The sequence below is a fragment of the Pseudomonas sp. LB3P81 genome (genome assembly GCF_054897965.1).
This window is the reverse complement of the sequence record NZ_JBUBVG010000001.1, coordinates 4,913,822-4,940,064: the sequence shown is the minus strand read 5'-3', so window position 1 is coordinate 4,940,064 and position 26,243 is coordinate 4,913,822. Positions and strand designations below refer to the sequence as shown.

The window sequence follows — 26,243 nt, the reverse complement described above, 5'->3', positions numbered from 1 at the left end:
CGATGGCTAAAGAAGTCGAAAATCCATGCATCTCGGTTTGCCAGCTGAGTGGTGATCTGTGTGTGAGTTGCGGGCGAAGCAAGGAAGACATCAGGAAGTGGAAACGCATGAAGCGGCCTGAAAAAATGGCCGCTGTGCAAAGGGCGAATGTGTGCTTGAAAGGACTGAAGAAAGCACACGGATAACCATTGTAGCGAAGGGCGTTGACAACCAACGTGAAGGCCGGCAGAAACTGCCGTCGGCTCAAATCTCTCGACGCACCAGTGAGCATTCTCAATTAGCGCAGCCAGCCCTTGCGCTTGATGTAAACCAGTGGAAGAACCGCAGCCGAAAGTGTCAGTCCCATCGAATAGATGAAGCCGTGCTCCCACGAAAGCTCTGGCATCACCGCGAAGTTCATGCCGTAGAACGTGCCGACCAGTGTGGGCGGCAGGAAAACAGCCGTAATGATGGTGAACACTTTGACGATTTGGTTCTGTTTTATGTTGAGAATGTTCGTCACGGCGTTTTGCAGGTACCGTACCTTCTCGTGTTCGAAGTAGGCATGCTCCTTGACTCCAGCAACGTCGGCGGTGAGCTCATTCACCAGACCCTGCAAATCCGCTTCGGTTGCGTTATCCACCTCACTGCTTAGGTAGCGCACTGCGCGTGCAAGGGATAACTGTGCCTCAATACAGAGAGAAATCAGTTCTTCCTTGTCGTTGAGAGCGCGCATTGTTTCAATCAAGTCCGGTACCCCCAACTCCTTGCCACTCGCGTTGTAGCCATCGGATATTTCGGAGATTTCCTCAGCACTTTTTTCCAGCTCGTCGGCAATACGGTCGATGACAGCGTCAGCACCGTCATTGGCCATCTGCAGTAACACCCGCAACATTGCTTTCGGGCTCTGGGTGTTGGCAGGTTTGCGGCGCAGGCGTTGCAGGGCGATATCAAAGGGGCGGAAGTCTGCGTCATCGCAGAGAATCGCTACCACCTGCTCACCCAAGACGAAGGTCACACCTCCAAAATGCGGGGCTCCGGTCGCATCCAGCGCGAGCAGTTTGGCACGCATATACAGAAAGTGACCGTCCTCGACGACACTACTGTTTTTTGGGGCGGTTTCGATGCCAAAACGCTGCTGCAGACTCGCGCTTTCTTCGGCTGTCGGTGCGTTTACCTCAAGCCAAACGACGTCACGATCATGCTCCGATTGCGGCAGTCCCTGAGCGATAGAAAGTGTTGCGTGATTCTTGATAATGCTGCGGATCATGTTTGATTACTCGAATGCTGGCCGGTAGATGGGCAACTGCCCTTACTTGGTCTCTGGCTTGAGCTCGCTATGGGAAGGCGAGGTTGATGATGTCGTGGTTTCCTGATCCGCTGGCTGCATGTAATGCACAGCCGTCATGACTATTGCGAGCAGCAGGTACAACACGATCACCGCAACGATCACTTCGTTCTCAAGGCTGGTGCGGTTTGGCGGCTTCTTTTTCATGGCAAGCTCCTGGGTTCTTCTCTACGAGAGGGGAAAATAGAAAGACCGGCGAATGAGTTCATAGTGTCTCCGGTGAGTGCTAAAGCCGAAGGAGATACGTATATCGGCAGAGTGATTGCTCGTCTTGCTGATTGCTGTTGAACAACTGCCAACGTACGGAGCTCACGCCTTTTTCCAGGCTCACCATGCTAGCCAACTGCTCCAGTTGGCTTGGACTTGCAGGCGTGCCAACCAGTTCAGCGCGCACTTCGAGTTTGTCCGGGTTGGCCAAGTCTTCACTGTGCGGTGATTGCAAACGTAGGGCGCTACCGTTAAAACCATGCAGAACCAGGGTGGCGCACATGCACTTCGTCCTCGGCCCTGCAGACGATGTTGAAGGTGAAGCGCTGGTCGACTTCCACGGCTGCGGCTGCGCCCTGGCGGTTTATGCGCTGGGCGGCCTCGCGCAACAGGATGTTGGCGCAGAGCACTACCAGAGTACCGATGGCAGCCTCCAACATATGCCCCATACCGGACAGGATGCCTATCGCAGCAGAGCACCAGAGAGTGGCTGCGGTATTGAGACCGCGTACATTGAGACCCTCGCGCATGATCACGTCGGCACCAAGAAAACCAATACCGGAAACGACTTGCGCGGCGATTCGCGCGGCGCCGGAGTTGTCGCCCTGCGAGGTGAGCAGCGACATCATGACGAACAAAGCCGCCCGGTTGAAACCAGAGCATTGGTGCGCAATCCAGCCAGGCGCTGGCGGAGTTGACGTTCGGCACCCACCAGGGCGCCTAGTGCGAGCGCGACGGTCACGCGCAGAAAGAAGACTTTCCAATCCATAATTTACTTCCATACCGACGATTGTTCGCAGAGCGAACAGAGTTACGGGGATGGATCGCGAAAGGCATGAGCGAAACCCACAGACACGCTTAAGCACTCGCGTGCATGCGTTGGGGAAAGCTCAGGGGAAAATGGAGGGTCGAATCCCAGGTCGGGAACGAAATACCACTATCCGCCGTAGTACGGCAAGACAGTGGCAGAGAAGGACTCTGCTGAACTAGCTCGCCGCTTTAGCCTGTCGTGATCGACTGGGGCAACTGTCCAAGACTGGTCTCCTGTGTGGACTAAAAAAGCGGGGCGAAGGTAATTTTTTTCACTGGAGAAGTCAAACGTTCGATTCCTCGGGTGTCAGCAAAGTCCCCCACCCTGTCCGGCGTAAGGAATACGGCTATACCAAGGTATAGTTTTTCGCCCTTTTGCGTTGTAGCGAACACCGCTGTCAGTCCCTAACCTAGCCCTGTCTTCGCGTTCGACTGTGACACTCTCGCAGCGGTCGCACATTGATATTTCCACGCCCCGTTCATGCGGTCCGTCTATCGACCGCAGGTCAGGTTGCGCGAGCATTCCGGCCTCGGCTTGGGGGCTATGACGAGGTGAATCATGCGTCTTCCATCTGCAGCGCCCATTGCCAGATCCCTTACCCAAGGCTCGCTACCGCGTACTGGCTCATCCTGGTGGGCCGACATCGGCTTTTTTATCCTGTTGGCGCTGGGGGCAATACTGATCGTTCACGGTGTCGAGCAAATGAGCCAATCGCTGACGGTGCTCGATTCGGCGCCCGTGACATTGGAACTCGCCCACTTACCCGAATACGCCTTGCGCACAACCATGCGCATGTTCGTGGCCCTGGCCGCTTCGCTGGTGTTCACTCTAGTGATTGCCACCTTGGCGGCCAAGAGCCGCAAGGCCGAGCTGATTATCCTGCCAGCGCTGGACATCCTGCAGTCGGTGCCGGTGCTGGGGTTTCTGACCTTCACCGTGAGCTTCTTCATGGGCCTGTTCCCCGGCGGCCAGTTGGGGGTGGAGTGCGCGGCAATCTTCGCCATTTTTACCAGCCAGGCGTGGAACATGACGTTCAGCTTCTATCAGTCGCTGCGGACGGTGCCCAACGATCTGCATGAAGTGAGCCGCCAGTTCAACTTCTCGGCGTGGCACCGCTTCGTACGGCTGGAGTTACCGTTCGCCATGCCAGGGTTGGTATGGAACATGATGATGTCGATGTCCGGTGGCTGGTTTTTCGTGGTGGCATCCGAGGCCATTACCGTCGGCGACACCACAGTCAACCTGCCCGGTATTGGTTCGTGGTTGGCCCTGGCGATTGCCCAGAAAGACATGGCCGCCATCGCCTGGGCGGTGGCGACCATGGCGGTGGTGATTCTGGCCTACGATCAGTTGCTGTTCCGCCCCATCGTCGCGTGGGCCGACAAGTTTCGTTTCGAGCAGACTGCATCGCAAAAGCGTCCGCGCTCCTGGGTGTACGACCTGGTCAGGGCCACCCGGCTGGTACCGGTTCTGATGCGCGGGTGTGCGAACATCAAGAGCGTCTTAATGCTGGTGAGCATGCCAAAGCTTGGCCCGCTGTTGAAACTCACGCCCAGCGCCCGTTTTAGCCGTGCTACCGACCTGATCTGGCTGGGTCTGGTATTGGCTGCCTGTGCCGTCGGTAGTTTGTATCTGGCGCGTTTCATTGGCACCACCCTGGGCCTGGAGGACGTGCTTGGTGCCTTTGGCCTTGGGCTCACTACCATGACACGGGTCGCAGTGCTGATCGTTATCGCCAGCGTGATCTGGGTGCCCATCGGCGTGTGGATCGGTTTGAACCCGGTATGGGCAGAGCGCTTGCAACCCATGGCGCAGTTTCTCGCTGCGTTTCCGGCCAACGTCTTGTTCCCGTTCGCCGTGATCGCCATCGTCGGTTTGGAGCTCAACGCGGATATCTGGTTGTCGCCGCTGATGGTGCTGGGCACCCAGTGGTACATCCTGTTCAACGTAATCGCCGGCGCCAGCGCGTTGCCCACCGATCTGCGCGAAGCCGCGCGGATGTTTGACATGCGAGGGTGGCAGTGGTGGCGCCAAGTCGCCTTGCCGGGAATCTTCCCCTATTACGTGACTGGTGCGCTCACTGCCGCTGGCGGTTCGTGGAACGCCAGCATCGTGGCTGAAGCAGTGTCCTGGGGAGATGAACATTTGCAGGCATACGGGCTGGGCTCTTTTATCGCCCAGGCTACCGAAGCAGGGGATTTCCCGCGCGTGGCGTTGGGCATTGTGGTGATGTCGCTGTTTGTCGTCAGTTTCAACCGCTTGTTGTGGCGCCCTTTGTACCGTTATGCCGAACGCCGTCTGCGTCTTGATTGAGGAGTGAATCACATGAATGTCATGAAGAAGCGTTGCCTGGTGGATGTGCGGGAAGTACGGCATGTATATGGCACTCCCGGCGGGACCGAACGCCTGGTACTGGACAATGTCGCCATGCGCTTGAACGACGGCGAGATCGTCGGGCTGTTGGGGCGCTCAGGCTCTGGCAAATCAACCTTGCTGCGCTCCATTGCCGGCCTGATTTCGCCCACCTCAGGCGTGGTGGATTTCCCTGCCGGCCCTCACGGTTTGCCCAGTTCGGTCAGCATGGTGTTCCAGAGCTTTGCGCTATTCCCCTGGCTGACCGTGCTGCAAAATGTCGAAGTGGGCCTGGAGGCGCGTAATGTGCCTGCACCTGAGCGACGCAAGCGGGCATTGGCTGCCATCGATCTGATCGGCCTCGACGGTTTCGAAAGTGCCTACCCCAAGGAACTGTCCGGCGGTATGCGCCAGCGCGTCGGTCTGGCCCGCGCTTTGGTAGTCGACCCTAATGTGTTGCTGATGGACGAGCCGTTCTCGGCGCTGGACGTACTGACTGCCGAAACCCTGCGTACCGACCTGCTGGATCTCTGGTGCGAGGGGCGGATGCCAATCAAGTCGATCTTGATGGTCACTCACAACATTGAAGAAGCTGTGCTGATGTGTGATCGCATCTTGTTGTTCTCTTCCAACCCAGGGCGGGTGGTGAGTGAAATCGTGGTAGACCTGGCACAGCCTCGTAACCGCCTGGACCCGGCGTTCCAGGCTTTGGTCGAGCACATTTACGTGCAGATGACTGGGGGCGGCGAGGTGGATGCGCAACGTCAGGGGCTGTTCCCTGGGATGGGGGTGGGCATGGTCCTGCCGCTGGTGTCGACCAACGCTTTGGCCGGATTGATCGAGGCGGTGAATGCGCATCCTTATGATGGTCGTGCCGACTTGCCAGCGCTGGCCAGTACGCTGCACTACTCCGCCGATGAGTTGTTCCCGATTGCCGAAGTACTGCAACTGTTGCGCTTTGCAGAACTGCAGGGTGGCGACATCCAGCTGCTGCCGGCCGCTCGCAGTTACGCCAGATCCGATGTTGATGGGCGTAAGCAACTGTTCGCCCAGCATCTGCTCAGTTACGTACCCCTGGTCGCTCATGTGCGCCGGGTGCTGGACGATCGCTCCACCCGCACCGCGCCCGCCCGGCGGTTTCGTGACCAGTTGGAAGACTTCATGTCCGAACAAGATGCTGTCGCTACCCTGGACTGTGTCACACAATGGGGGCGTTATGCTGAGCTGTACGCTTACGACGAAGTGGCCGACCTGTTCAGTCTGGACAACCCGTCCTGAGTCAACAAGCGCTCTGTAACCTGGAGCGCGTCGCCGTCCTGTAGATGGTAGAAATGTCAGTCGACGGCGCCGACAGGAGGAGCGATGCGAGAGAAAAACAGAGTGGAAAGGGCCAAACTGGCGATTCGCCTGACGTTACTGCTTGGGCTGGCGCTGGGCATCACTGTGGCCGACACCGTCACCGACCTGGAAATTGCAGCGGGGGTGTTCCAGATCATGGTGGTGCTCATCGCCGTGAGTTTTTTGCCATCGTGTGGGGTGCTCGGCGTCGCGGCCATCTGCATGGTGTTGACGATTGTCAGTTACTGGCTCACGCCCTCCGGTGACGCCGAGGCGGGGTTGATCAACTGTTTGATCAGCCTCGCCGTCATTGCCTGTACCACTTACCTGGCGTTACGCATGTCTGCGGCGATTCGTGCCGTGCATCAGGCCCGCGAGCACTTGGCCCACATCGCCCGGATGAATATGCTCGGTGAACTCACAGCCTCTATTGCCCACGAAGTGAATCAGCCGCTGGCGGCAATCGCCACCAGCGGCAACGCTTGCCTGCGTTGGATGGCGGCGCAACCAGCAAACCTTCCCAAGGCCCGGCAGGCGGTGGAGAGGATTATCGCCGATACCCATCGCGCCAGCGAAATCATTGCCCGGGTACGCGGCATGGCCCAGCGTCAACCGCCGACCAAACAGTGGTTGAATGTCACAGACACGGTGACTGGCATCCTGCAGCTGTTGCGCAGCGAGTTGGACCAGCAAGGCATCACGTTGCGGTTGCATATTAACGAGGGGCTGCCGCCAATGTTGGCAGACCAGGTACAAATCCAGCAGGTGTTGTTGAACCTGGCCATGAATGCTGTGGACGCCATGCGCGATGTCGACCCCGATCGGCGTACTTTGGAATTGCATGTCGAACACGGTCCACGCGATCAATTGCACTTCTCGATCTGCGACCAAGGCAGTGGCTTGGCCCAGGAGGATTGCGAGCGGGTCTTCGATGCCTTCTACACCACTAAGCACGACGGCATGGGCATCGGGCTGGCTATCAGCCGCTCTATCATCGAAGCCCATGACGGGCGTATCTGGGCCTGCGTCAACCCGCAGCTCGGTGCTACCTTCCACTTCACCTTACCCTGCGGCTACAAGGAAAATTGATGACAGACCCTGTCGTTCTGGCCCAAGTCGAATCCATGGTTTACGTCGTCGACGACGACGTCTCGGTACGCGCCTCACTGGAAGACCTGCTGGCTTCGGTCGGGTTGACCAGCATGACGTTCGGTTCCACTCGCGAATTCGTCGAGGCCCGACGTCCGGACGTACCCGGCTGCCTGATCCTGGATGTGCGCATGCCGGGCATGAGCGGGCTGGACTTTCAGGACGAAATGCTGCGTTCCGGGATCTTGCTGCCGGTGATATTCATCACTGCCCATGGCGACATCCCCATGTCGGTGAGGGCCATGAAAGCCGGTGCTCTAGAGTTTTTGACCAAGCCGTTTCGCGAGCAGGACCTTCTTGACGCCATTGAACGGGGTCTGCGCAATGACCGCGAAAGGCGTGAGGCGGTCGCGGTATTGGCTGATTTGCACGGCCGCCATGCTAGCCTCTCCAAAGGTGAGCGTGATGTTATGAATCTGGTGGTAACCGGGCTTTTGAATAAACAAGTTGCCGCAAGGCTGGGAGTCAGCGAAGTCACGGTGAAAGTACGACGCGGCGCCTTGATGCGTAAGATGAAAGCCAACTCCCTGGCCGAACTGGTCAAGTTGTCCGAACGTCTTAAGGAGGGGGGCGCTAGGTTCTGACAAGATAAGTAGCTAACGAAATCCAGCCTGGCACTGGGCTTTTCTCTTTTCAGTGGCCCCCCTGGCTGGAACTGGCCGAGCTGCTGCTCCCTTTCCCGTCAGTGGCGCTACCATGATCGGCGACGGTATTCATGAGGACGCCTTGGCGCACCTGGTGTACCTGAACGCGGTGCGCGAGTTCCTCGTCGGCCGTGATGTCGGTGGGCTGAAATGGACCGTTTCAGTGCGCGTGGGCGGACCGTCGTCGCCCCTGGTGGCCGTGCGCTCGCGACGAGCCGGCCTTGCAGAAACTGGCGCTGATAGTGCGCGGAGCCGACACCTCAAGCTCGATCTCACGCCACAGTCGGCAGGGCTGTATGCCATTTCGCTGGGACTGTCGCAAACCTTTGCCAATGACCACGACATGCTGCGCCAGGGTCTAGTCATGTACGACGCCCTGTATGCCTGATGCAAGGGCTGTCAGGGCGAGTCGCATAACTGGTCTCCGCAGATGTGATACGCCGGCCACGCGCTGCCAACCACACAACACTGCCTGGACTTCAGGATTGAATCTCCGCTTCTGGCCGGTACATACCTGCCAGGACTGGCCGCTTTGGGTCATTCACTGCCGGTCATGTTTGCTAAGGGGGCGGGTCAAATCCGACGCAGATGGCTGGTTAGGTCGAATGCAAATGGGTGGTCAAGTCAGTGTAATTGCCCAGGCGTCAGCGGATCTGGAGAAGTGGCTCGAGCCAGCGGCGAGTTCAGCTAGTCTTCTCGCACCAGTTACTCAAGGACGATACCCATGTCAGATAACTCTGAAGCCAACATAGCCACAGCAGACGCACTCACACTGGTCCTGCACAACCAGCACGCCATATGTGCGGCCATTGAGGAGGTGACCAAGTGGCTTTCTGAGAATGGGGTGGGGAGCGTTGCCGCTAACGCAATTGCGGCCATGGAAACGCTGGACCGGAATGCTCAAGACATCACAGGCGCCATCATGCGACTAAGGCAGTTATAGGTATGCCTTGGCTGATACGCGCGCGTTTAAATTTATTTGCCCTTGCCGCTTGATAAGTGACACTCATAGTGCAACAGTATTAGTAGAACACCCTAACTGATACGGAAGGCACATCATGTTCATCCGCGCATATCTCCGAGCATCCACCGAAGAACAAGACGCCAGTCGCGCCCAAGCCTCGCTTGACCAGTTCGCCAGCGAACATAACAAGGTCATCGCGAGCGTGTATTTGGAGAATGCCAGCGGCGCCTCCGCAGACCGGCCCGAGTTGCTGCGTCTGCTCAAAGATGCGCGTAAGGGTGACGTGCTGCTGGTGGAGTCGATAGACCGGCTCTCCCGCCTACCGGTGGAGGACTGGCAGAAGCTCAAGGCCACGATTGACTCCAAGGGCCTGCGCATCGTCGCGCTCGATCTACCGACCAGTCACCAGGGTATGCAGGACACGAAGGGCGACGAGTTCACCGGGCGGATGCTTGGTGCTATCAACTCTATGCTGGTGGAAATGATGGCCGCCATTGCGCGCAAGGATTACGAGCAACGCCGCGAGCGTCAGGCCCAGGGTATCGAGAAAGCCAAAGCTGCCGGTAAGTATCAGGGCCGGCCGATTGATGAAGATCTGCACAAACGCGTTACGGAACTGCTCGGTGCAGGCCTTGGCATCCGCGCAACAGCCAGGCACGCCAACTGCTCAACCACCACAGTCCTCAGGATCAGGGACTTGGCCAGCGCCTAAAGGCACCAATAAAAAGGCTTTTGCGGCCACTTGTCGCGACCTAAAAGCCGGCACTGCGCTGGCAGCTCCGATCTGCGTTGGCGATATGACAACACAACCAATGGAGTCACCCCTCAAGCGGATCACTCACAATTTCCCAGCGCGACGAAAAAACACCGTCCCAGTTGGGGAACCCGCATAGCACTCACTCCGGAGTGCCTAAGGGCCGTCGTGCCGATCACTTTCAAAAAAAGCTTGAGCATGACATGGTTCGAATCCAGAACCATTGAGCTGTTTTCAGCAGTCGCTACAGAGAAATCTATGATTTCGGAGCCCCTAAAGGGCAAGAAGATTTCATAGTTTCTTGAACAGTACGCGCGTGGATCATCGCCAGGCGGCCAGTCTATGGCATAGCCGATTGGACTGGCCGGCCTATTACCAAAAAACTGGTTTGGTGCTGACCGTCGTTTACATCCAGATTGAACCAATGCACTCCGATAGAAGGCCCGGTAGAGAGCGATCAGTTGCAGCCCTTCTCGACAGACAGCAACCGGCCCAGAGTGTGTAAAAATGCCTCCGCGAACCCTTGCTATGATTTCTGAGGATTTCATCGCCAGGATCACCCATGAAGCGCTTTATCCAAGGTGAACATCGAGGCCAAAGCATCTTCCTTAATCCTGCGTTGCTGCCTGCTTTAAGGGTGGCCGGATGAGCGTGGAACGGGTGGCCGGATCACCGTGGAATCAGTGGCCGGATGGCCGTGGAATCCGCATCAATAACGATGCCTTTATCTATGACACGGCAAAAAACGAATACATTTGTCCCGCTGGAGAGGTGCTGATCTGGCGCTATACCAACGTTGAAAAAGGCCTGACGTTACACCGTTACTGGAGTTCGAAATGCCGGGGCTGCGCAATGAAATCGCAGTGCACACCGAGCACGGAACGACGAGTTCGACGCTGGGAGCATAAAGCCGTATTGGAGGAAATGCAGCTTCGACTGAGCAAAGCACCGGAGATGATGCGAGTCCGAAAACGGACGGTTGAGCATCCCTTCGGGACGCTCAAACAATGGATGGGCGCGACACACTTCCTGACCCGAAAGCTTAACGGGGTGAGTGCAGAGATGAGCCTGAATGTGCTCGCCTACAACCTGAAAAGGGTCATAAAAATCATCGGCACCACTGGCTTGATGAAAGCGTTAACGGCGTAAAAACCGGTCTATTTACACCAGCCAAAGGGCTTTAAGAGGTTGCTAAGCCGTTTTAACTGTTCCAGAAAACGTCGTGACCTTGATCAGCTTGCGAAACGTGAGAGCGGTCTCCTAGCGTCGATATAGAAAACCCAATCTGACGTTTTTACACACTCTGGGCCAGAAGCAGCCGTTTGCGAAGGACCGAAGAGACCTATAACGGACGGTGGTCACCACATAGAATTGGCCAACCATAGGCCGCAGGCACATATGAGTCAGAAGCTGCTCAGTTTGCAGAGCTAGCTAGTGCATTCGAACTGCATCGTCAGCCCACATTTCTGAGATTCGCCTACCTTACGGTCCAGCCTGCAGCTGTTACTCCTGTTAATCGTTGCGGCTTGCCTGGCTCTAGCTCAAGAAAGCCTAAACAGGTTCTGGGCGGTCAGGTGCCGGTGGCCATGGCTGGTTGCTCTTCCTCCTCGCGCAGGGCTTGGCTCATGCTGTCGCAGCTCTGGTGCCATTCCTGCACCCAGCGCGGCAGTGCCGGCGAGACGGGACTCTGACCCAGGGCTAGGGCGAAATCCTTTGGATCGAGGGTGCCGCTGGGCGTCTTGAACAACCCGCGTACCAGTACTACGCCGAGCACCCGCTCGTGGCGCACGAAACGATGCTCGATGAAGGTCCACTTGCCTTCCCAGCCCAGCACCCGGCTATGCACGTCAAAGCGCTGGAAGGGCTTGAGGTCGCGGCGGAACTTGGCCAGCGCATCGCCGACGATCGGCAGCGCCCGATGCTTCAAGGCTACACGTGCCGCCCCCGTGCGCAGGACGAAATCCATCCGCGCCACGTCGGCCAAGGTCAGATAGCGCCCGTTGTTGACATGCCCATTGAAGTCCAGATCGTTGGGCAGCACGGTCATGCGTAGACTGCTGCTGGCCAGCGGGTCGACGCTCTTGCGCCAGTAAACGGTGAGCAGCATCCAGATCAGGCGGAACCACAGGTTCATGGGGTATCTCCGGTCGCAGGGTAGTCAGGCGTTCGGCAGCAGTTGCTGCATGAAGCGTTCAGTGGCGTCGTCCGCCGGGAAGTAGGACTCCAGGCGCAGTTGCTCCAGGCCTGCATCCAGCGGCGCGCCAAGGGTGGTAAGGGTCGTGAAGAAGCGAAGGTCGCTGGCGCCCTTGCGAAAGTGGGTCATCAGTACCGGGTTGTCCAGCTGGCTCGCATCCAGCACCGGCCAGTACGGCGGCATGCCAGGGAAGTGGCTGACTTCCTCGAGCAGCCGCGCGGTCTGCTCGTCGCCACCACAGCGCAGGGCCTCGGCTTTCAGGCGCTGGATAAGGAAGGCGGCAATCTCCTGCCAGTTGACCACATAGGGGCGCACGCCCTGGGGATGCAGCAACAGCTTGATCAGGTTGGGATGGCCGTCTGGGCTGAGCGTTGCCTGTGGCGGCTGGCCGTCCAGCAGGACTGCGAAAAAGCGCTCTCCCGCCTGGTTGGTGCGTAGCTGATTCCAGCGGCTGTCGATCAGCGCTGCTGGGTAGGGCTCCTGTTTCGCCAGCAACAGGTCGATGGCCTGGCGCACGAAGCGCGAGGCCGGGTGGTCGAGCGGGCTTTCCCGGTAAACCGGGGCAAAGCCGGCGGCTATAAGTAGCGCATTTCGCTCGTGCAGTGGCATGTCGAGGGTGGCTGCGAGCTGCAGGGCCATCTGCCGACTGGGCTGCGAACGCCCGCATTCGAGAAAGCTGATATGCCGCTGCGAGGTGCCGGACACTTCGGCGAACGCCAGCTGGCTGAGGCCGCGACGTTGCCGCCAGGCCTTCAGCAGCGGCCCAAAGGGCTCGCGCTGGCGAGTGGCGGCGCGGGCACTTGCGGTCTCGGTGGGAAGCGTATTCATCGGAAGCGCCTGTGTAGACATGGCCGGAGTGGCAACGCAGTGGAAACAGGCCTTCTTTTTACCGGGGGCAGATACCCCCCGCAATTACATTGGAGGTAATAACAGGATGTGCGCTCTGATGAGCGTCGCGAAGAATCTGATTCGCCGCACATCTATCGGCATAAGAGAGGTGGCCGAGCGTGCAGACTGGCGCAATCAGTGCGGGGCTCAGCCGGTACATGGGCCTGCCGCCGAATCACCATGCAAAAAGTGGCGCGCCCTAACGGCGCGCCACTTCCGACTTTATCGTGATCGTGCTTTGCGCGAACTGCTCATACCACGCTTTTGGTGTTTTGCGAGCCGCGTAACCACGCTGCATCAGCCAAGGTCTAAAGGTTGTCCTGAGTCTTTTGGACCGCCTGGATAATGACCTTGGCCACTTCAGCCGGGCGAGACTGCTGCGGCACATGACTGGCTTCGATTTCGGTACGTGCGCCGATTTTCTTGGCGAATGCACGCTGCAAATCGGGCTGGATCATCCGATCTTCGCGGGCGACAACAAACCAGCTCGGCTTATTCTTCCAGGCCGCTGCAGTGGTTTTATCATCGAATGCAGATGCACGGATCGGCCCTTGTGTCGCTGCCATGACAGCGGCTTGCTCAGGAGGAAGGTCCTGAGCAAAGCCGGTGGCCATGCCTTTTGGCGTCATGTATAGATACCCGAACTGGCAGTACCAGGTCGACTGGCTGCCAACGCTTACGAACGACTAGATGGCAGTGGCTACTTCCGGGGACTCGATGGCGATGCCCTTCCACCTGAGCAACGCCTACTTGCGGCAGCGTTGGCATGGCCGGCACTGCGCTCTGAGCGCCCCTGGCGATCGGCCTTGAACGAAAATGAAGCGGCGAAGCTATTGCTCGGCGAAGCCGCTCAAGGGCGTTTCGACTCCCGGGCCTGCCATACGGTCATCGCTACAGCTCGCGGCGAGAACGCTGTAGCGCCATGCAGAATTTATAGCAGTCCACTGACCGACCGTGAGACGCAAATCCTGCAGCGCATCAGCATGGGGGGTAGCAATAAAGAGGTGGCCCGCCAGCTCTGCATCAGCCCGAGTACGGTGCGCACCCATGTCGAAAGTGTGTTCCGCAAATTGCAGTGCACCACCCGTGCTACCGCGACACTAAAAGCGCTAACCCAAGGGTTCATATAAACATTAGATGGGGATACCGGCGGCAATGATGCACAGCCATAGATCGCATGCGTCGCCTTCAGACTCGTAGATATACGAAAGCTGCTGATGACGACAGTCAGCTTTGGGTCGACTTCTGCCCTTCATGACAGGCAGAAATCGGCCAGAAGCACTCGGTGGACGGAGCGATAGCAAATGAGTAGCTATGCTGGGTCTACTGCCGGAACTGATTGAGCAGATTGGGCTTTCCGTCCATGGTGTATAAACCCCTTCAGCGGTCACCCGACTGTCACAATGCCCGGCCTAGTCAGGGATAGACGACAGAACAAGGAATGTTATCCACCAAGCCCGTGAAGGCGTTATCACCCCACTTGGGGTCTATTTAGAGTTAGGCCCAAAGAGGAGTCCGCCATGACCGTAGTCGATCGCCTCAGGTATTTGCGCGTCGTTCTAGTTTTGGCTGGCCTCGCGTGCCTTGCTCTCTACCCACTTATGTTGTTCTGGCCGTCCGGCTGGGCCTGGCACGTCGGTCACTCGGACTACCCGATGATGATCGTTGGCATCTACGCCACACTTGGCGTGTTCTTGATCCTGGCCGCACGTGATCCATTAGCTAATCTGAGCCTAATCTGGTTCACCGTGTGGTCTAGCGCCGTACACGGAGGAATCATGGCCGTCCAGGCGGTCACCCAGCCGGGGCAAATGGGGCACTTGGCAGGTGACGTGCCGGCGCTCTTCATCGTGGCGGTTGCCTTGGCCATCTTGACGCCCCGCTCGCAATTGGCCGCTCGGCCCCGGACACACAATGGGGCCTAAGAGCAGGTTTGACAGTCAGGATCGAGACGAAAATCGCGTTTCTACGCAAATTTTTGGTCTGCTGATCAACCAACGCCGACAGATTTTACGTAGCAACGCAGTCTTCAAGACTGTGCCCGCGTTTTTTCACAGCCTGGGGCGTTTTCTGCCTGCGTACTGGCCAGATCGAATGCGAATGGATGGGCAAGTCTGTGCAACTGCCTAGCGACTTCAACCAGACCTATCAGCTGCTGCAACGCGCCTATCAATCGACCCAAGCGAGGATTGAAGGAGCCGAGTTGATCCGCACCGGGGTCCTGGGTTCGTTGCAGGCTCACACCCATCATACTGGTGGATGGGTAATCTTCGCCCCGAAAATGTTTGGAATAAAAAGCCCCGCCCGAGCATAGCCCGGCGGGGCTTTCTTTTGCCTGCTGCTGCCACCCTGCTGTCACAGCTAAACCGATCTGTCAGGTAAAAGTCTTGAGAGGCCCGAATTATATGGTGTCCCAGGGCAGGTTCGAACTGCCAACCTTCCCCTTAGGAGGGGGATGCTCTATCCAATTGAGCTACTGAGACACATGTCGCCCGCGAGAAAACGCGGTGCGGGGGACGGCGTGCATGTTAACGGGCGGGTCTGCTTTTGTCATGTCGTCCTTAGCGCTTTTTAAGTGTAGGCAGGCGCCCATCGACGGCGAGGGATTTGTTTACCGTGCAAATTGCATCAGCGCAAAAAGCCATCATTGCAAATTGCAATGACTGCATTTCTCTGAAATGTCCTAATTTGTTGTTTTTAAAGGATTTAATAGACGCTAGACTCTTGGCACGTCGGCTGCTTCTCTGCTCTCAAAGAACAACGGAGGCCAGCCTCATGAACAGCGCCCTTTTACTCTTCTCGAACGCAATCGCTCTGGCGGTTCTGCTGGGTTTTCATTTTGCCCCCGAGAGCGGCGCAAAGCCGGTCGTCCAACGCATGCCCCATTACCTCCAGGTACAGAGAGCGCCGCAATTGGTGGTGCTGAGCGATCAGCATGGCTCTGCCGGTAAAGAAGTGAGTCAGGAGAATATCCTGCTAACGGCACAGTCTTCCGAACGCCTGGTATTTTGAACACCCTCATCAGGAGCACAGCATGTCCAAATCAGCCGCAGGATTTTTCATCCTAGCCCTACTCAGCGGCATTCTTTATTTGTCACTGGCCCAGGATTCGGTTGTCACCCTGCCCCTGATTGCCTGCGGTGTTTTCAGCGCACTGTTCGTGCTGGCGCTGATCGCTGGCCGCAAGATCAAGTTTGATCCCGTCTTGCGTTAATTAGCAGCAGATTCAACAGATGGGCAACACAGCGCGAAGTCGCCCTCGTAATCACCCGCCGCTCCACTTCGCAGCGTTGAGCCTTCAGAGGCTTTCCAGCCTCAATGAGACTGCACTTGCCGGCCCCGGAGCGGCCCCAACAAGCAAATCAGTCTGCCATCCATCCTGAAATAGCTCCCCATGACGTGGTTGCCACTAGTAAATCGGCCATTTGCCACTATCCTATACAAGGCAAGGAATCGTGATCGACCCCGCATAACATGAACCTTCAGGCGTCTTCGGACATTACCTGTCGGGGCAACAGGACGCGACCAGCAATACGGACAGGTCAAACTTTTCAAACCAGTCCGCATTTCTGATAATTGGTGTTGGCATAACGCCGGTATCCAGCTCAATATTTGTCACAGAATTGACGCCAATGAACTGGCTGCTTTGAGGCATGATGCGAGCCCCTATCAATTCCAGGTTGAACATTTGGCCAGAGTCCTTGTCCTATCAGACATCGTGCGGCCAATCCCGAGAACCGCTCCCCTGAACTAACCGGTTAAATATATGCGCCCATTGAAACAGGCAATTTATTCCAGCCGTACGGCTGACAAGTTCGTCGTACGTCTGCCAGACGGAATGCGTGAACGCATTGCCGAGGTGGCTCGCAATCATCATCGCAGCATGAACTCCGAAATCATTGCGCGCCTTGAGCAGAGTCTTATTCAGGAAGGCGCACTGGGCGAAGAGTTGAGCATGCGCCTGGACAGCCCGGAGCTGTCACTGCACGAACGCGAACTGCTGCAACGCTTCCGCCAACTTTCCCATCGTCAGCAAAACGCACTTGTTTCGCTGATTGCCCATGACGCCGAGATGGCCGCAGACGCCTCCTGATTCATCCGAAAGCTCAAGCCAGCATAATCGCTGGCTTTTTTTTGCCTGAAATTCGAGCACAAAAAAACCCGCCGATTGGCGGGTTTTGATTGTCTGGCTTCAGAGCAGGAAGATCGTCGCCAGCCCAAGGAATATAAAGAAGCCGCCGCTGTCGGTCATCGCCGTGATCATCACACTGGCGCCCATCGCCGGGTCACGCCCCATCTTCGCCAGGGTCATAGGGATCAAGACTCCCATCAACGCCGCCAGCAACAGGTTAAGCGTCATGGCGGCGGTCATCACCACGCCAAGCGACCAGCTGCCGTACAGCATGTAGGCGACCATACCGATCACGCCGCCCCATACCAGGCCATTGATCAGGCCTACGGCCAATTCCTTGCGCATCAGGCGCGAGGTGTTGCCGGTGCTCACCTGGTCCAGCGCCATGGCGCGAACGATCATGGTGATGGTCTGGTTGCCCGAGTTGCCACCGATACCCGCTACGATCGGCATCAATGCCGCCAGCGCCACCAGCTTCTCGATCGAACCTTCGAACAAACCGATCACGCGGGAGGCAATGAACGCGGTGATCAGGTTCACCGCCAGCCAGGCCCAGCGGTTACGCAGGGATTTCCAGACCGACGCGAAAATATCTTCCTCTTCACGCAGACCCGCCATGTTGAGAACTTCGTTTTCGCTCTCTTCACGAATCAGGTCGACCATTTCATCGATGGTCAGACGGCCGATCAGCTTGCCGTTCTTGTCGACCACAGGCGCCGAGATCAAGTCGTAACGTTCGAACGCCTGTGCGGCATCGTAGGCATCTTCGTCCGGGTGAAAACTCACCGGATCGCTGGCCATGACTTCCGAAACCTGTTTTTCCGGGTCGTTGACCAACAGGCGCTTGATCGGCAACACGCCCTTGAGCACACCGTCGTAATCGACCACAAACAGTTTGTCAGTGTGGCCCGGCAGCTCCTTGAGCCGACGCAGGTAGCGCAAAACCACCTCAAGACTGACATCCTCACGGATCGTCACCATCTCGAAGTCCATCAGCGCACCGACCTGCTCCTCGTCATAGGACAACGCGGAGCGAACGCGCTCACGCTGTTGACCATCGAGGGTTTCCATCAGCTCGTGGACGACGTCTCGCGGCAGCTCGGAAGCCAGGTCAGCCAGTTCGTCGGCATCCATGTCCTTGGCCGCGGCCAGGAGCTCGTGATCGTCCATGTCGGCGATCAGGGTTTCACGAACCGAGTCGGAGACTTCGAGCAGGATGTCGCCGTCGCGATCAGCCTTGACCAATTGCCAGAGCGTCAGACGATCGTCCAGCGGCAAGGCTTCAAGAATGTAGGCGACGTCGGCGGAGTGCAGGTCATCGAGCTTGCGTTGCAGCTCGACGAGGTTTTGCCGGTGAACCAGGTTCTCGACCCGGTCATGATGCGGACCTTCCTGGCGGTGAGTCAGGTCTTCGACCACCCGCTGACGCTGCAACAGCTCAACGACTTGAGCGAGGCGGTCCTGCAGGCTTTCTTGCGTTTTCTTTACTTCAACTTCGGACATAGGCGAACTCCACTCCCAGCAGCGGGGCACGCCGGAAGGATCAATCAGTCAATTCATGATTGGAAAAACGGTTTACTGAGTTACTACTGGGTAAGTCCATGGAGGTATTCCACAAGCCCCGGCGGGGCTGACGGGCGCAATGATACACCGCCCGACGGTTTTAAACGTTAAAAAATCTCGGCTGAAACAAGCGCTTGCGAGACAAAGCTGAGCGCCATACTGATCCATGAAAATGCGACGACTCATTCTGAAAAGAAAACACACCAGCGCTGAAAAATGTAACGGCTACCCTTGAGTCAGACCGTCATGGAGGACGTTTGATGCTATTGAATGCACAGTTTTTTTTGCTGATCACCCTGCTCTGCCTGCCGCTCGAGGCATTTGCTACTACCGTTCACCGCTGCGAGGCAGCCAACGGCCGCATTACCTTCACCACGTTGAGTTGCGGGACCGGTGAGAGTCTTTCACTCCAGGATGTGCGCACCTTCACACCCGGCAGCACGGTAGTCCTTATGCCGGAAGCGGACACACGCGAAACATCAGGTATGAAAAACAAAAGGAGGGAGCCGACGGTCGTCGGCCAGACCGAGGACAAATGTGGGAACGTGATCAACGCGCGGGAGCGACGGGAAGCGATCATCAATCAACGGGTGGTTGCCGGCATGAGCCAGCAGGATGTCGAAAGCGCGCTCGGCAAACCCGACAAGGTCACTGTTCGCAATTCGACCACGAGCTATCGTTACGATTTCAAGCGAGGTCGTAGCGCACAAGTTGAGTTTGATGAGAAAGGGTGTACCAAGTGAAAAGCCAAATCCCAGACGGCAAAAAGCCCGCGTTAAACGCGGGCTTTTTGGTGTTTGGTGCACTCGACAGGATTCGAACCTGTGACCGCTCGGTTCGTAGCCGAGTACTCTATCCAGCTGAGCTACGAGTGCAATTTGTGTTTTTAGACCAGATCACAACTGGTTGAAACAGAGTAGCTCACATTACTGCAAACAACTCTTAAATGGTGCACTCGACAGGATTCGAACCTGTGACCGCTCGGTTCGTAGCCGAGTACTCTATCCAGCTGAGCTACGAGTGCATTTGTTGCCGCGCATTATAGGCCGTTAAATCTTTTTGTAAAGCGCTTTTTTCTAGTAATTTCAACAACTTACCGAAGAAGCCAGATTACAACGTACTACGCAAATAATGGCGGAGAACGGGGGATTCGAACCCCCGACACCCTTTTGAGGTGTACTCCCTTAGCAGGGGAGCGCCTTCGGCCACTCGGCCAGCTCTCCGCAACACGGGGCGTATATTAACCAGCTTCTTCCCCGTTTGCAAACATAAAAAACGATAAAAATTAATGGCTTGGTTCTTCGTCCTTCTCTTTCTTTATACGCAGGTAAATTTCCTCACGGTGGACCGCAACCTCTTTCGGGGCGTTGACACCGATACGCACTTGATTTCCTTTAACGCCGAGCACGGTCACGGTGATTTCGCCATCACCAATAATCAGGCTTTCTGCGCACCGACGAGTCAGAATCAGCATACCTTTCTCCTCACGCATTTCATTTCAGGGACAACAGTCTGCAAAAAAAAGGCACTCGACCTACAACCTGAACGATCGCAGCCCTACATGCCTGAGTATTGACTAGCGCGGGCAAAAGAACAGCTTCAGGCCGCACCATTCAAAAAAACAAAAGGGCGCGGTCAGACCGCGCCCTTCAGCAAACGCATCACTCGCCCGTGCGGGCCGGCGCGTCCAGTTCGAAAGCCGTGTGCAGGGCGCGCACAGCCAGTTCCAGGTACTTCTCTTCGATCACCACGGAGACTTTGATTTCCGAGGTCGAGATCATCTGGATGTTAATGCTTTCTTTCGCCAGGGATTCGAACATGCGGCTGGCCACACCTGCGTGGGAGCGCATGCCGACACCGACGATCGAGACCTTGGCGATCTTGATGTCACCAACGACTTCACGGGCACCGATCTCGCGAGCGGTGTTTTCCAGCACGGTTTGCGCGGCCTGGAAGTCATTGCGATGCACGGTGAAGGTGAAGTCGGTGGTGTTATCGTGCGCAACGTTCTGCACGATCATGTCGACTTCGATGTTCGCGGCGCTGATCGGGCCGAGAATCTTGAATGCAACGCCCGGGGTGTCTGGCACGCCACGGATGGTCAGCTTGGCTTCATCGCGATTGAAAGCGATGCCGGAAATGATCGGCTGTTCCATGGTTTCCTCTTCATCAATAGTAATGAGGGTGCCCGGACCCTCCTTGAAGCTGTGCAGTACGCGCAGCGGAACGTTGTACTTGCCGGCGAACTCGACCGCACGGATCTGCAACACCTTGGAACCGAGGCTGGCCATTTCCAGCATCTCTTCGAAGGTAATCTTGTCCAGGCGCTGAGCCACGGACACCACACGCGGGTCGGTGGTGTAGACACCGTCGACGTCGGTGTAGATCTGGCATTCGTCAGCCTTCAAGGCTGCCGCCAGCGCCACGCCGGTGGTGTCGGAACCGCCACGACCGAGGGTGGTGATGTTGCCGTGCTCGTCGACGCCCTGGAAACCGGCGACAACCACCACGCGACCTGCTTTCAGATCACCGCGAATCTTCTGGTCATCAATCTGCAAGATACGCGCTTTATTGTGCGCGCTGTCCGTCAGAATCCGCACCTGGTTGCCGGTGTAGGACACCGCTGGCACACCGCGTTTGATCAGCGCCATGGCCAACAAGGCAATCGTCACCTGCTCACCGGTGGAAACGATCACATCCAGTTCACGCGGAACCGGTTGGCCGTCGCCACTGATTTGCTTGGCCAGATCGATCAGACGGTTGGTTTCGCCGCTCATTGCAGACAGCACAACCACCAGGTCATCGCCGGCATCGCGGAATTTCTTAACCTTGTCGGCGACCTGCTCGATTCTCTCGACAGTGCCGACCGAGGTGCCTCCAAATTTCTGTACGATCAAAGCCATTTCAAAGCCGCCTCTGCCCATGAAGGGCGCCCAAATTATCACTCAAACAGCGTTCCGGCCCGCCACTAGACTGCGGGCCGGGCACACTGCCTTATAAACCCTGCTCTACAAATGGAACGGTCAGGGCCAATGCTGCATCCAGTGCGCCAGCGTCAGTACCACCGCCCTGCGCCATGTCCGGACGACCACCGCCCTTCCCGCCCACTGCCGCAGCGGCTTGCTTCATCAAATCACCGGCTTTGAGTTGGCCAGTCAGGTCTTTGGTTACGCCTGCAACCAGAACGACCTTTTCCTCATGGACACTGCCGAGCAGGATCACTGCGCGGCCGAGTTTGTTTTTCAGTTGATCGACCAGCGCCAGCAGCGCCTTGCCGTCCTGACCGTCCAGACGCACGGCCAGCACTTTCACGCCGTTGACGTCCAGAGCAGAGGCCGACAGATCGTCGCCCGCCGCACTGGCAGCCTTGGCTTGCAACTGCTCGAGTTGCTTCTCCAGCAGACGGTTGCGCTCCAGCACAGCTGACAGCTTGTCGATCAGGTTGTCGCGGCTGCCCTTGACCAGGTTGGCCGCTTCCTTGAGTTGTTCTTCGGCAGCGTTCAAGTATGCCAGCGCTGCGGCGCCGGTGACCGCTTCGATACGACGCACGCCAGAGGCCACACCGCCTTCGCTGATGATTTTCAGCAGGCCGATGTCGCCGGTACGGTTGGCGTGGATGCCACCGCACAGCTCGACGGAGAAATCGCCCATGCTCAGCACGCGCACGTTGTCGCCGTATTTCTCGCCGAACAGCGCCATGGCGCCTTTTTGCTTGGCGGTTTCGATATCGGTTTCTTCGGTTTCAACTTCGGAGTTCTTGCGAATTTCGGCGTTGACGATGTCTTCCAGCGCTTTCAGTTGTTCAGGCTTGATGGCTTCGAAGTGGCTGAAGTCGAAGCGCAGGCGCTGACTGTCGACCAGCGAGCCTTTCTGCTGAACGTGATCGCCCAGCACCTGACGCAATGCGGCGTGCAGCAAGTGAGTCGCGGAGTGGTTCAGCGAAGTGGCGTGACGTACGTCGGCATCCACCTGCGCCTGAACTGGCGAGCCAACGATCAGACTGCCCGAGTCCAGCACACCGTGGTGCAGGAACGCACCGCCGGTCTTGGTGGTGTCGCGCACATCGAAGCGCGCAGCGCCAGCCTGGAGGAAGCCGCAATCACCAATCTGACCACCGGATTCCGCATAGAACGGCGTCTGGTTAAGAACAACCACGCCCTCTTCGCCTTCATTCAACACGTCGACCGATTGGCCGTCTTTATAGAGAGCAACGATTTTTGCCGAACCGCTGTGAGCGGTGTAGCCGGTGAACTCGGTGTCGACATCAACCTTGACCAGGCTGTTGTAGTCCAGGCCGAAGGAGCTGGCGGAACGAGCACGGACGCGCTGGGCTTCCATTTCGCGCTCGAAGCCTTCTTCGTCGATGGTCAGGCTGCGCTCGCGAGCGATGTCGCCGGTCAGGTCCATCGGGAAACCGTAGGTGTCGTAGAGTTTGAACACCACGTCGCCCGGTACCACGTCGCCTTTGAGTTCGGCCAGATCCTGCTCGAGGATTTTCAGGCCGTGCTCCAGGGTCTTGGAGAACTGCTCTTCTTCGGCTTTCAGCACGCGTTCGATGTGCGCCTGCTGGGATTTCAGCTCAGGGAAAGCTTCGCCCATTTCGGCGACCAGGGCCGCAACGATCTGGTAGAAGAAGCTGCCCTTGGCGCCCAGTTTGTTGCCGTGACGGCAGGCGCGACGGATGATCCGGCGCAGCACGTAGCCGCGGCCTTCGTTGGACGGCAGCACGCCGTCGGCAATCAGGAAGCCGCAGGAACGAATGTGGTCAGCCACGACTTTCAGGGAAGCCTGGGCGTCGTTGGTGCAACCGATGGCCTTGGCCGATGCGCTCAGCAGGCTCTGGAACAGGTCGATTTCATAGTTCGAGTGAACGTGCTGCAGCACGGCACTGATCCGCTCCAGGCCCATGCCGGTGTCGACCGACGGTGCTGGCAGCGGGTGCAACACGCCATCGGCGGTGCGGTTGAACTGCATGAACACGTTGTTCCAGATTTCGATGTAACGGTCGCCGTCTTCTTCCGGCGAGCCCGGTGGGCCGCCCCAGATGTCGGCGCCGTGATCGTAGAAAATCTCGGTGCAAGGACCGCACGGGCCAGTATCGCCCATGGTCCAGAAATTGTCGGAAGCGTATGGCGCGCCCTTGTTGTCGCCGATGCGAACCATGCGCTCGGCCGGAACCCCGATTTCCTTGGTCCAGATGTCGTACGCCTCGTCATCGCTGGCGTAGACAGTGACCCAGAGCTTTTCTTTCGGCAGGTTCAGCCACTTGTCGGAGGTCAGGAAGTTCCAGGCGTAGGTGATCGCGTCGCGCTTGAAGTAATCACCGAAGCTGAAGTTACCCAGCATTTCGAAGAAGGTGTGGTGACGGGCGGTATAACCGACGTTTTCCAGGTCGTTGTGCTTGCCGCCGGCGCGCACGCATTTCTGGCTGCTGACGGCGCGGGTGTACGCGCGCTTTTCCTGGCCCAGGAAGCAGTCCTTGAACTGGTTCATCCCCGCGTTAGTGAACAGCAGGGTTGGGTCGTTGCCCGGAATCAAAGAGCTGGAGGCTACACGGGTGTGGCCTTGCTCTTCGAAGAAGCGAAGGAAGGCTTCACGGATTTCTGCGCTTTTCATTAGGTTCTTCCACGGAGGCTGCGGCCAAAGGCCTGTGCGAAACGTCAACAGACGAAGCGACGGCAAAGGGCCGCATTATATCGGCCCTGCGCGCGGGGTACAGCGTGTTTATCGATAGAAACGGTCAATTGGACGGCTAACGCTGTCAGTTGCGCGAAAACTCGACGAATGTCGCGATGACTTGCTCGATTTGCGCGCGGCTGACGTCCATGTGCGTGACCATTCTAAGGCGGCCTGCGGCGCTGAGCTTGATCCCGCGCTCAGCGGCAAAGGCCTTGATCGCTTCGGCCTTGTCGCCCATCTGTACGTAAACCATGTTGGTCTGGACTGGTTCGACGTCGTAACCGGCGTTACGGAGTCCGTCCGCCAGAAATAGCGCGTTGGCATGGTCGTCGGCCAGACGCTGGACATTGTTATCCAGCGCGTACAAACCCGCCGCCGCCAGAAGACCCGCCTGCCGCATGCCGCCACCGACCATTTTGCGCAGTCGACGCGCCTTGCCGATCAACTCGACCGAGCCGCACAACACCGAGCCAATCGGCGCGCCCAGGCCTTTGGACAAGCAAACCGACACCGAATCGAAATGCCGGGTGATCTCGCGGGCATCAACGCCCAGTTTCACCGATGCGTTGTACAGCCGCGCGCCGTCCAGGTGCAGGGCCAGACCGTGTTCACGGGTGAAGCTGCGAGCCCGGGCCAGATACTCGAGCGGCAAAACCTTACCCTGCATGGTGTTTTCCAGCGCCAGCAAACGGGTACGGGCGAAATGGAAGTCGTCCGGCTTGATCGCCGCCGCTACCTGGGCCAGATCCAGCGAACCGTCGGCCTGCACTTCCAGCGGTTGAGGCTGGATCGAACCGAGCACTGCCGCACCGCCACCTTCGTACTTATAGGTGTGGGCCTGTTGGCCGACGATGTATTCGTCTCCACGCTCACAGTGCGCCATCAAGCCCAGCAAATTGCTCATGGTGCCCGTCGGCACGAACAGCGCCGCAGCAAAACCCAACCGATTGGCAAGCTCGGCTTCCAGATGATTGACCGTCGGATCTTCGCCGTAGACGTCATCACCGGTGGCCGCCTTGGCCATCGCGTCGAGCATCCCTGAGGTCGGTTGAGTGACGGTGTCGCTGCGAAGATCGATAACGCTCATGAATCTGGCCTCGGTAAGCAGGGGAAAATCCCGTTCAGTAATGGAGTTACTGCGGTCATGACGACGAATAATCAACCCTTGGACGAGGAAAAGACGTTTAGTACCTGGAAAAAACGCAATCCATGTGGGAGCGGGCTTGCTCCGGGCGGCGTTCCGACGAAGGCGCCGGCACATTCAACATTTTTGGCGACTGACACACCGCTTTCGCGAGCAAGCCCGCTCCCACAGGGTTCCGCGTCGACGCTGGCCATGCACCAGCAGAAAATATGTGTTAAAAACGCTCCGCCGCCAGACAATCTGACGGCAAAACGTTCTCAGGGCGGGGTGCAACTCCCCACCGGCGGTAATTGCGCGCAATGCGCATAGCCCGCGAGCGCTTGGCGACAGCACGGCTTCGGCGGTGACTGGCGACAAGGTCAGCAGACCCGGTGTGATCCCGGGGCCGACGGTCATAGTCCGGATGAAGAGAGAACGGGATTGGCGCCAAAGGGCCGTCCGCGGGCATTCGTGCGAGCGTGCGCACCCTTAAATCCCATTCGATTCATATGCCCTGTTTTTTACATAAACAGGAGTCAGAACATGCAACCCACCGCAATCGATAGCAAAAGCAAACACCATCAGGGCGAGCGCGTTGCGTTCATCCAGGCCTGCTGGCACAAGGAAATCGTTGATCAGAGCCGTAAAGGCTTTGTCGCCGAGATGATTGCTCAGGGTTATCAGGAGTCCGACATCGATTTCTTCGAAGTCGGCGGCGCCTTTGAAATGCCCCTGCACGCCAAGTTGCTGGCCAAGACCGGCCGTTATGCCGGTATTGTCGCGGCAGCCCTGGTGGTGGACGGCGGGATCTACCGTCACGAGTTCGTCGCCCAGTCTGTGGTTAGTGGCCTGATGCAGGTTCAATTGGAAACCGAAGTGCCGGTGTTCTCGGTGTCCCTGACCCCGCACCACTTCCATGCCGGTGAAGAGCACCAGAAGTTCTTCTTCGAGCATTTCGTGCATAAAGGTCAGGAAGCGGCGAAGACCTGTGCGGATACGCTGCACAAGATGCGTGCGTTGCGCCGCACCGAGCCGCGTGCCTTAGCCGTCTAAACACCGGACATAACTGTGGGAGCTAGCCTGCTGGCGATAGCGGAGTATCAGTCGACAACCAGGGT

The 26,243-nt window shown here is 57.7% G+C and carries 24 protein-coding genes, 4 tRNA genes, 5 pseudogenes and 1 riboswitch; of the genes and pseudogenes, 16 read left to right on the top strand and 17 right to left on the bottom strand.

Annotation, left to right across the window (positions count from 1 at the left end; translation table 11 throughout):
• Positions 1-2: 2 nt before the first annotated feature.
• Complete coding sequence (locus tag ACYZTL_RS22970; protein WP_461953657.1) at positions 3-185, top strand: DUF1289 domain-containing protein; 183 nt, start codon at positions 3-5, stop codon at positions 183-185.
• A gap of 92 nt (positions 186-277) precedes the next feature.
• On the opposite strand, the gene ACYZTL_RS22965 is transcribed toward ACYZTL_RS22970, so the two are convergent.
• The 3 genes and pseudogenes from ACYZTL_RS22965 to ACYZTL_RS22955 all read right to left on the bottom strand — a co-directional run bounded on the left by ACYZTL_RS22965 (position 278) and on the right by ACYZTL_RS22955 (position 2,303).
• Positions 278-1,249 carry a CorA family divalent cation transporter gene (locus tag ACYZTL_RS22965; protein WP_461953656.1) on the bottom strand — a complete coding sequence of 324 codons (972 nt, stop codon included), beginning with the start codon at positions 1,247-1,249 and terminating at the stop codon, positions 278-280.
• A gap of 42 nt (positions 1,250-1,291) precedes the next feature.
• Positions 1,292-1,474: a hypothetical protein gene (locus tag ACYZTL_RS22960; RefSeq protein WP_461953655.1), complete on the bottom strand. Its 183-nt coding sequence runs from the start codon at positions 1,472-1,474 to the stop codon at positions 1,292-1,294.
• A 79-nt stretch (positions 1,475-1,553) separates the two neighbouring features.
• Positions 1,554-2,303 (bottom strand): annotated as a pseudogene (locus ACYZTL_RS22955) (MgtC/SapB family protein).
• Positions 2,304-3,047: 744 nt separating this feature from the next.
• Here ACYZTL_RS22955 and ACYZTL_RS22950 point away from each other — a divergent pair.
• The 8 genes and pseudogenes from ACYZTL_RS22950 to ACYZTL_RS22915 all read left to right on the top strand — a co-directional run.
• Complete coding sequence (locus tag ACYZTL_RS22950) at positions 3,048-4,658, top strand: ABC transporter permease (RefSeq protein WP_461954358.1); 1,611 nt, start codon at positions 3,048-3,050, stop codon at positions 4,656-4,658.
• Between the two features lie 12 nt (positions 4,659-4,670).
• The gene (locus ACYZTL_RS22945; protein ID WP_461953654.1) at positions 4,671-5,975 is read left to right on the top strand and encodes an ABC transporter ATP-binding protein; all 1,305 of its coding nucleotides are present in this window, start codon (positions 4,671-4,673) and stop codon (positions 5,973-5,975) included.
• Between the two features lie 84 nt (positions 5,976-6,059).
• A complete protein-coding gene (locus ACYZTL_RS22940; RefSeq protein WP_461953653.1) occupies positions 6,060-7,124 on the top strand; it encodes a sensor histidine kinase in 1,065 nt (354 codons plus the stop codon).
• Positions 7,124-7,768 carry a response regulator transcription factor gene (locus ACYZTL_RS22935; RefSeq protein ID WP_461953652.1) on the top strand — a complete coding sequence of 215 codons (645 nt, stop codon included), beginning with the start codon at positions 7,124-7,126 and terminating at the stop codon, positions 7,766-7,768. Before ACYZTL_RS22940 ends, ACYZTL_RS22935 begins: the two co-directional genes overlap by 1 nt.
• 112 nt (positions 7,769-7,880) lie before the next feature.
• Entirely contained in the window at positions 7,881-8,216 is a 336-nt protein-coding gene (locus ACYZTL_RS22930; protein WP_461953651.1) for a chromate resistance protein ChrB domain-containing protein, read from the top strand.
• 336 nt (positions 8,217-8,552) lie between these two features.
• Positions 8,553-8,771, top strand: coding sequence for a hypothetical protein (locus ACYZTL_RS22925; protein ID WP_461953650.1), 219 nt, complete (start codon positions 8,553-8,555; stop codon positions 8,769-8,771).
• A gap of 115 nt (positions 8,772-8,886) precedes the next feature.
• Entirely contained in the window at positions 8,887-9,504 is a 618-nt protein-coding gene (locus ACYZTL_RS22920) for a recombinase family protein (protein ID WP_218424194.1), read from the top strand.
• Positions 9,505-10,251: 747 nt separating this feature from the next.
• A pseudogene (locus tag ACYZTL_RS22915) lies at positions 10,252-10,695 on the top strand (transposase); the annotation flags it as partial.
• A 421-nt stretch (positions 10,696-11,116) separates the two neighbouring features.
• Here the strand turns inward: ACYZTL_RS22915 and ACYZTL_RS22910 are convergent.
• The 3 genes and pseudogenes from ACYZTL_RS22910 to ACYZTL_RS22900 form a co-directional block, all read right to left on the bottom strand.
• On the bottom strand, positions 11,117-11,680 hold the full coding sequence (locus tag ACYZTL_RS22910) for a thioesterase family protein (RefSeq protein ID WP_461953649.1): 564 nt from the start codon (positions 11,678-11,680) through the stop codon (positions 11,117-11,119).
• Positions 11,681-11,704: 24 nt separating this feature from the next.
• Entirely contained in the window at positions 11,705-12,568 is an 864-nt protein-coding gene (locus ACYZTL_RS22905; RefSeq protein ID WP_461953648.1) for a helix-turn-helix domain-containing protein, read from the bottom strand.
• Between the two features lie 368 nt (positions 12,569-12,936).
• A pseudogene (locus ACYZTL_RS22900) lies at positions 12,937-13,269 on the bottom strand (alpha/beta fold hydrolase); the annotation flags it as partial.
• Between ACYZTL_RS22900 and ACYZTL_RS22895 the strand changes: the two are divergent.
• Together ACYZTL_RS22895 and ACYZTL_RS22890 are read left to right on the top strand one after the other, a co-directional pair.
• A pseudogene (locus tag ACYZTL_RS22895) lies at positions 13,264-13,758 on the top strand (helix-turn-helix transcriptional regulator); the annotation flags it as partial. The pseudogenes ACYZTL_RS22900 and ACYZTL_RS22895 sit on opposite strands and share 6 nt — an antisense overlap.
• Positions 13,759-14,148: 390 nt before the next feature.
• Positions 14,149-14,553, top strand: a complete 405-nt coding sequence (locus tag ACYZTL_RS22890; RefSeq protein ID WP_461953647.1) for a DUF6632 domain-containing protein — start codon at positions 14,149-14,151, stop codon at positions 14,551-14,553.
• 481 nt (positions 14,554-15,034) lie between these two features.
• Here the strand turns inward: ACYZTL_RS22890 and ACYZTL_RS22885 are convergent.
• Positions 15,035-15,111, bottom strand: a tRNA-Arg gene (locus tag ACYZTL_RS22885).
• Positions 15,112-15,403: 292 nt separating this feature from the next.
• Here ACYZTL_RS22885 and ACYZTL_RS22880 point away from each other — a divergent pair.
• Together ACYZTL_RS22880 and ACYZTL_RS22875 are read left to right on the top strand one after the other, a co-directional pair.
• Positions 15,404-15,640, top strand: a complete 237-nt coding sequence (locus tag ACYZTL_RS22880; RefSeq protein ID WP_461953646.1) for a hypothetical protein — start codon at positions 15,404-15,406, stop codon at positions 15,638-15,640.
• A gap of 22 nt (positions 15,641-15,662) precedes the next feature.
• The gene (locus ACYZTL_RS22875; RefSeq protein ID WP_461953645.1) at positions 15,663-15,842 is read left to right on the top strand and encodes a PA3371 family protein; all 180 of its coding nucleotides are present in this window, start codon (positions 15,663-15,665) and stop codon (positions 15,840-15,842) included.
• 40 nt (positions 15,843-15,882) lie between these two features.
• Here the strand turns inward: ACYZTL_RS22875 and ACYZTL_RS22870 are convergent.
• Positions 15,883-16,006, bottom strand: a pseudogene (locus tag ACYZTL_RS22870) (phosphonate metabolism protein/1,5-bisphosphokinase (PRPP-forming) PhnN); the annotation flags it as partial.
• 121 nt (positions 16,007-16,127) lie between these two features.
• Positions 16,128-16,316 carry a hypothetical protein gene (locus ACYZTL_RS22865; protein ID WP_461954393.1) on the bottom strand — a complete coding sequence of 63 codons (189 nt, stop codon included), beginning with the start codon at positions 16,314-16,316 and terminating at the stop codon, positions 16,128-16,130.
• A 78-nt stretch (positions 16,317-16,394) separates the two neighbouring features.
• Between ACYZTL_RS22865 and ACYZTL_RS22860 the strand changes: the two genes are divergently transcribed.
• A complete protein-coding gene (locus ACYZTL_RS22860; RefSeq protein ID WP_003178899.1) occupies positions 16,395-16,721 on the top strand; it encodes an Arc family DNA-binding protein in 327 nt (108 codons plus the stop codon).
• Positions 16,722-16,820: 99 nt separating this feature from the next.
• On the opposite strand, the gene mgtE is transcribed toward ACYZTL_RS22860, so the two are convergent.
• Complete coding sequence (gene mgtE, locus ACYZTL_RS22855) at positions 16,821-18,263, bottom strand: magnesium transporter (protein WP_461953644.1); 1,443 nt, start codon at positions 18,261-18,263, stop codon at positions 16,821-16,823.
• A gap of 320 nt (positions 18,264-18,583) precedes the next feature.
• Between mgtE and ACYZTL_RS22850 the strand changes: the two genes are divergently transcribed.
• Positions 18,584-19,066, top strand: coding sequence for a cell envelope protein SmpA (locus ACYZTL_RS22850; protein ID WP_461953643.1), 483 nt, complete (start codon positions 18,584-18,586; stop codon positions 19,064-19,066).
• 55 nt (positions 19,067-19,121) lie between these two features.
• Here ACYZTL_RS22850 and ACYZTL_RS22845 read toward each other — a convergent pair.
• The 7 genes from ACYZTL_RS22845 to ltaE form a co-directional block, all read right to left on the bottom strand.
• A tRNA-Arg gene (locus ACYZTL_RS22845) sits at positions 19,122-19,198 on the bottom strand.
• Between the two features lie 72 nt (positions 19,199-19,270).
• Positions 19,271-19,347 (bottom strand) — tRNA-Arg (locus tag ACYZTL_RS22840).
• A gap of 108 nt (positions 19,348-19,455) precedes the next feature.
• A tRNA-Ser gene (locus tag ACYZTL_RS22835) sits at positions 19,456-19,546 on the bottom strand.
• Between the two features lie 62 nt (positions 19,547-19,608).
• Positions 19,609-19,797: a carbon storage regulator CsrA gene (gene csrA, locus ACYZTL_RS22830; protein ID WP_002554426.1), complete on the bottom strand. Its 189-nt coding sequence runs from the start codon at positions 19,795-19,797 to the stop codon at positions 19,609-19,611.
• Between the two features lie 187 nt (positions 19,798-19,984).
• Positions 19,985-21,226 carry an aspartate kinase gene (locus ACYZTL_RS22825; RefSeq protein WP_008033100.1) on the bottom strand — a complete coding sequence of 414 codons (1,242 nt, stop codon included), beginning with the start codon at positions 21,224-21,226 and terminating at the stop codon, positions 19,985-19,987.
• A gap of 91 nt (positions 21,227-21,317) precedes the next feature.
• Complete coding sequence (gene alaS, locus ACYZTL_RS22820; protein ID WP_461953642.1) at positions 21,318-23,939, bottom strand: alanine--tRNA ligase; 2,622 nt, start codon at positions 23,937-23,939, stop codon at positions 21,318-21,320.
• 145 nt (positions 23,940-24,084) lie between these two features.
• On the bottom strand, positions 24,085-25,089 hold the full coding sequence (gene ltaE / locus ACYZTL_RS22815) for a low-specificity L-threonine aldolase (protein ID WP_461953641.1): 1,005 nt from the start codon (positions 25,087-25,089) through the stop codon (positions 24,085-24,087).
• 306 nt (positions 25,090-25,395) lie between these two features.
• Positions 25,396-25,566, top strand: a riboswitch (FMN riboswitch).
• A gap of 102 nt (positions 25,567-25,668) precedes the next feature.
• Between ltaE and ACYZTL_RS22810 the strand changes: the two genes are divergently transcribed.
• Positions 25,669-26,178, top strand: coding sequence for a 6,7-dimethyl-8-ribityllumazine synthase (locus ACYZTL_RS22810; RefSeq protein ID WP_461953640.1), 510 nt, complete (start codon positions 25,669-25,671; stop codon positions 26,176-26,178).
• The last annotated feature ends 65 nt before the right edge of the window (positions 26,179-26,243 follow it).

Bases quoted from the DNA above. Each gene is read 5' to 3' on its own strand.
- ACYZTL_RS22970 (WP_461953657.1), top strand. From the start codon at position 3: ATGGCTAAAGAAGTCGAAAATCCATGCATCTCGGTTTGCCAGCTGAGT.
- ACYZTL_RS22965 (WP_461953656.1), bottom strand. From the start codon at position 1,249: ATGATCCGCAGCATTATCAAGAATCACGCAACACTTTCTATCGCTCAG.
- ACYZTL_RS22960 (WP_461953655.1), bottom strand. From the start codon at position 1,474: ATGAAAAAGAAGCCGCCAAACCGCACCAGCCTTGAGAACGAAGTGATC.
- ACYZTL_RS22950 (WP_461954358.1), top strand. From the start codon at position 3,048: ATGAGCCAATCGCTGACGGTGCTCGATTCGGCGCCCGTGACATTGGAA.
- ACYZTL_RS22945 (WP_461953654.1), top strand. From the start codon at position 4,671: ATGAATGTCATGAAGAAGCGTTGCCTGGTGGATGTGCGGGAAGTACGG.
- ACYZTL_RS22940 (WP_461953653.1), top strand. From the start codon at position 6,060: ATGCGAGAGAAAAACAGAGTGGAAAGGGCCAAACTGGCGATTCGCCTG.
- ACYZTL_RS22935 (WP_461953652.1), top strand. From the start codon at position 7,124: ATGACAGACCCTGTCGTTCTGGCCCAAGTCGAATCCATGGTTTACGTC.
- ACYZTL_RS22930 (WP_461953651.1), top strand. From the start codon at position 7,881: ATGATCGGCGACGGTATTCATGAGGACGCCTTGGCGCACCTGGTGTAC.
- ACYZTL_RS22925 (WP_461953650.1), top strand. From the start codon at position 8,553: ATGTCAGATAACTCTGAAGCCAACATAGCCACAGCAGACGCACTCACA.
- ACYZTL_RS22920 (WP_218424194.1), top strand. From the start codon at position 8,887: ATGTTCATCCGCGCATATCTCCGAGCATCCACCGAAGAACAAGACGCC.
- ACYZTL_RS22910 (WP_461953649.1), bottom strand. From the start codon at position 11,680: ATGAACCTGTGGTTCCGCCTGATCTGGATGCTGCTCACCGTTTACTGG.
- ACYZTL_RS22905 (WP_461953648.1), bottom strand. From the start codon at position 12,568: ATGAATACGCTTCCCACCGAGACCGCAAGTGCCCGCGCCGCCACTCGC.
- ACYZTL_RS22890 (WP_461953647.1), top strand. From the start codon at position 14,149: ATGACCGTAGTCGATCGCCTCAGGTATTTGCGCGTCGTTCTAGTTTTG.
- ACYZTL_RS22880 (WP_461953646.1), top strand. From the start codon at position 15,404: ATGAACAGCGCCCTTTTACTCTTCTCGAACGCAATCGCTCTGGCGGTT.
- ACYZTL_RS22875 (WP_461953645.1), top strand. From the start codon at position 15,663: ATGTCCAAATCAGCCGCAGGATTTTTCATCCTAGCCCTACTCAGCGGC.
- ACYZTL_RS22865 (WP_461954393.1), bottom strand. From the start codon at position 16,316: ATGTTCAACCTGGAATTGATAGGGGCTCGCATCATGCCTCAAAGCAGC.
- ACYZTL_RS22860 (WP_003178899.1), top strand. From the start codon at position 16,395: ATGCGCCCATTGAAACAGGCAATTTATTCCAGCCGTACGGCTGACAAG.
- mgtE (WP_461953644.1), bottom strand. From the start codon at position 18,263: ATGTCCGAAGTTGAAGTAAAGAAAACGCAAGAAAGCCTGCAGGACCGC.
- ACYZTL_RS22850 (WP_461953643.1), top strand. From the start codon at position 18,584: ATGCTATTGAATGCACAGTTTTTTTTGCTGATCACCCTGCTCTGCCTG.
- csrA (WP_002554426.1), bottom strand. From the start codon at position 19,797: ATGCTGATTCTGACTCGTCGGTGCGCAGAAAGCCTGATTATTGGTGAT.
- ACYZTL_RS22825 (WP_008033100.1), bottom strand. From the start codon at position 21,226: ATGGCTTTGATCGTACAGAAATTTGGAGGCACCTCGGTCGGCACTGTC.
- alaS (WP_461953642.1), bottom strand. From the start codon at position 23,939: ATGAAAAGCGCAGAAATCCGTGAAGCCTTCCTTCGCTTCTTCGAAGAG.
- ltaE (WP_461953641.1), bottom strand. From the start codon at position 25,089: ATGAGCGTTATCGATCTTCGCAGCGACACCGTCACTCAACCGACCTCA.
- ACYZTL_RS22810 (WP_461953640.1), top strand. From the start codon at position 25,669: ATGCAACCCACCGCAATCGATAGCAAAAGCAAACACCATCAGGGCGAG.